This is a genomic window from Nocardioides sp. P5_C9_2, from assembly GCF_054049555.1.
Genome location: NZ_JBFUMD010000445.1, coordinates 1 through 3,296, shown reverse-complemented (window position 1 = coordinate 3,296; position 3,296 = coordinate 1). Strand labels below are relative to the sequence as shown.

Annotated in this window: 3 protein-coding genes; 1 reads left to right on the top strand and 2 read right to left on the bottom strand. The window is 70.5% G+C overall.

The genetic code is table 11. From position 1 onward, the window contains the following. Positions 1 to 51: 51 nt before the first annotated feature. A complete protein-coding gene (locus ACXJKL_RS17815; protein WP_457208346.1) occupies positions 52 to 897 on the bottom strand; it encodes an aldo/keto reductase in 846 nt (281 codons plus the stop codon). Between the two features lie 62 nt (positions 898 to 959). On the opposite strand from ACXJKL_RS17815, the gene ACXJKL_RS17810 reads away from it, so the two are divergent. Next, complete coding sequence (locus tag ACXJKL_RS17810; protein ID WP_457208345.1) at positions 960 to 1,745, top strand: nucleotidyltransferase domain-containing protein; 786 nt, start codon at positions 960 to 962, stop codon at positions 1,743 to 1,745. On the opposite strand, the gene ACXJKL_RS17805 is transcribed toward ACXJKL_RS17810, so the two are convergent. Continuing rightward, positions 1,738 to 3,296 (bottom strand): M4 family metallopeptidase (locus tag ACXJKL_RS17805; RefSeq protein ID WP_457208344.1); only part of this gene is annotated, 1,559 nt, incomplete at its 5' end. The two genes, ACXJKL_RS17810 and ACXJKL_RS17805, sit on opposite strands and share 8 nt — an antisense overlap.

Genomic DNA, 3,296 nt, shown 5'->3' with positions numbered 1-3,296 from the left:
CGCCACGCCGGCGACCCCGCTCCCGGGGGCACCCGCGCGCGGGCGAAGGCGTCAGCCGGGGATGTAGTCGAACGTGTCCGGGTTCGGGCCCATCCGCCCGGCCTCGCCCTGGTCGAGCTCGTCCAGCGCGCCGACCTGCTCGGGGGTCAGCTCGAAGTCGAAGATCGCGAAGTTCTCGCGCATCCGCTCGGCCTTCATCGACTTGGGGAAGATGATGTCGCCGCGCTGGACGTGCCAGCGCAGGGCGACCTGGGCCGGCGTACGGCCGACGAGCGAGGCGATCTCGCCGATCGTGTCGTCGTCGTTGACCTTGCCCTGCGCGATCGGTGACCACGCCTCGGTGAGCACGCCGTGGCGCGCGTTGGCCGCGCGCACGTCCTCGTTCGCGAAGAACGGGTGCACCTCGACCTGGTTGACGACCGGGACCACGCCGGTCTCCTCGACGATGCGGTCGAGGTGGGCGGGCTGGAAGTTGGAGACGCCGATGGAGCGCGTCTTCCCCGCCTTCTGGGCCTCGATCAGCGCCTGCCACGTCGAGACGAAGTCGCCGTCGTACTGCGTGGGCAGCGGCCAGTGGATGAGGAACAGGTCGGTCTGCTCGAGGCCGAGGCGCTCGAGGGACTCATCGATCGCCCGGCGGGCGTCGTCGGGACGGTGGAAGCCGTTGTTGAGCTTGGTGGTGATGTACAGGTCGTCGCGGGCGAGCCCGGAGTCCTTGATCGCGGTGCCGACACCGGCCTCGTTCTCGTACATCTGCGCGGTGTCGATGTGGCGGTAGCCGGCCTCGAGGGCCTGCGCGACCGTGGCCGCGGTCCCCTCCGGCGGGACCTGGAAGACGCCGAAGCCGAGCTGGGGGATGGACGTGCCGTCGTGGAGGGTGATCTCGGGAACAGTCATACGAGGCCCTACGCGGATCGACGGCCGGATATTCCGTTGTGCCCGCCCCTAGGGTGGGCGACGTGCCACGGCTCGACCTTCCCGCCCACGTCTCGCCCGCGCGGGCGCACACCCTGCGGGCGCTCGCCGATCGCAACGACGCCGACCACGGCGAGGAGTTCCTCGGTCTGGTGCTCAGCGGCTCTGCAGGCCGCGGGATGGCGACCGAGCGGTCGGACCTCGACGTGCTGGTCGTGCTCACCGACGAGGCGGCGGCGGGGCGGCGTACGACGAAGTTGCCCGACGTCGACGAGGTCCCGATGACCCTCGCCGAGCTGGAGGAGCTGCCGCCGTTCGGGTCCGACGGCTGGTGGTACCGCTGGTCCCTGGCCTGGGCCCCGGTCCTGCTGGACCGCACCGGCGGGGCCCTGCCCGACCTGGTGGGCCGCCACGCGAGGCTCGCGCCGGACGAGCAGCGCGAGGTGCTCCTCACCCACGACCGGCTCGACGGTTACGTCAACTACGCGTTCCGGGCCCTCAAGAACGACCGCGACGGCCGGCCGCTCGAGAGGCGGCTCGATGCGGCGGAGTCGGTGCCGTGGCTGCTGGACACCATCTTCGCGCTGGAGGGCCGGGTGCGTCCCTACATGAAGTACCTGCCCTGGGAGCTGCGCACGCACCCCCTCCCGGCCTGGCCGGCCGAGGAGACCCTCGACCTGCTGGAGCGGACCCTCGACGGCGAGGCGCGGGCGGTGCGCGAGACCTTCGGCCGTGTCGAGCAGGCGGTGCGGAAGCACCCAGCCGCCGAGGAGCTCACTGCGCTCCTCGACGGCTGGGGTGACCAGCTGGACCTGCTCCGCGTCAGCTGACGGAGACCGCCGTGTCGTCGAGCACGAAGCTCGTCTGCAGCGACGAGTCCTCGTTCATCAGGAACTTCACGGTCACCGACTTGCCCTTGTAGGCGAGCAGGCTGTGCGAGAACTGCGTGTACGTCGCGTTGGTGCCCACGTTGCTGAAGGTGCGCAGCGTCGTGGTCACCCCGCCGACGACGACCTGGACCTTGAAGGTGTCGTAGGCGGTCGAGCCGGACTCGGCGGTGTCCGTGCGGATCCAGTAGGACAGGTTGGCCGCGGTCGCGGTCGAGGGGACCGTCACCGCCTGGGTGAGGGTCTCGGTGGACGTGGCCCCGTTGCCGCCGAACCACGCCTTGTAGGAGCCCGCGTGGGCCGGACGGCTGGTGTTGGTGGTGATGATGCCGGTGTTGCCGGCCCACGACGCCGCGCCGGACTCGAAGCCCGGGTTGGCCAGCAGGTTGCCCCCGGTGGGCGGGGGAGTGGTGCCGCCACAGGTCGGGTCGGCGGTCTGTGCGGGCACGTTGACCGCGTCCCACGCCGCCTTGACGGCGTTGAACTGGGCGCAGGTGCTGTCGAGGTTCTTCGCCGCGGTCAGCGTCCAGGTCCGGTACTTGAGGTAGGACGACGAGGACGTCTTCATCAGCATCGCGTTGTACATGATCTTGCCGGCGTTCTGGATGCCGACGCCGGTGACCGAGGTGCCGTCGCACTTGGACACGCCACCCTGCGAGAGCAGGTAGAAGAAGTGGTTGCCCGGGCCGGCGGCCGCGTGCACCTCGGTGCTGGGCGTCGAGCTCGTGTAGCAGACGGGGTCGCCCACGGCGGCCGGGTCGGCCATGTTGCGGATCGGACCCTGGCCGACGAGGTTGATCTCCTCACCGACCGTCCAGTCGGGGCCGTCGTACGACGCGGACTGGTTGTCGTAGTACTCGGTCAGCACGCCGAAGACGTCACCGACGAACTCCTGGGTGCCGGCCTGCGAGATGCCGCCCGGGGTCCTGTCGTCGACGCCGTGGCCGAACTCGTGGGCGATCACGTCGAGCGAGCCGATCCACTGGTTGCTCTGGTTGTGGCCGACCTGGACCTGCGTGCCGTCGTAGTAGGCGTTGATGTCGTTGAGCCCGACGCGGATCGGGACCCAGCCGCCGGAGCCGGTCATGCCGTTGCGGCCGAGCCACGACGACATCATCCCCTTCATCTGCTGGGCGCCGTAGAGGGCGTCGACGCAGCCGGTCTCCTTGCTGGTGGCGTTGCCGTTGCCCCACGCGTCGTCGGTGCCGCTGAAGGTCACGTTGGTCGCCGCGTCCTGGCACTTCAGCGTGGTGGCGGTCGGGTCGGTCATGGTGAAGCTGCTGCCCGAGCCGCTGGTCGCGATCGAGAGCGGGTTGGGGCCGGAGTACGCCGCCGTGCCCGTGCCGTGGGCGATCTGCTCGCGGCCCTCGAGCACCGAGCCGTCGGCGGCGTCGACGTACACGTACTGCCAGGACGGCTCGCCGGCGTCGGTGGTGCCGCGCACCTGCGTCTCCCAGGCGAGGGCGGTGCTGTCGCGCTGCCAGACCACCAGGC

Bases quoted from the DNA above. Each gene is read 5' to 3' on its own strand.
- ACXJKL_RS17815 (WP_457208346.1), bottom strand. From the start codon at position 897: ATGACTGTTCCCGAGATCACCCTCCACGACGGCACGTCCATCCCCCAG.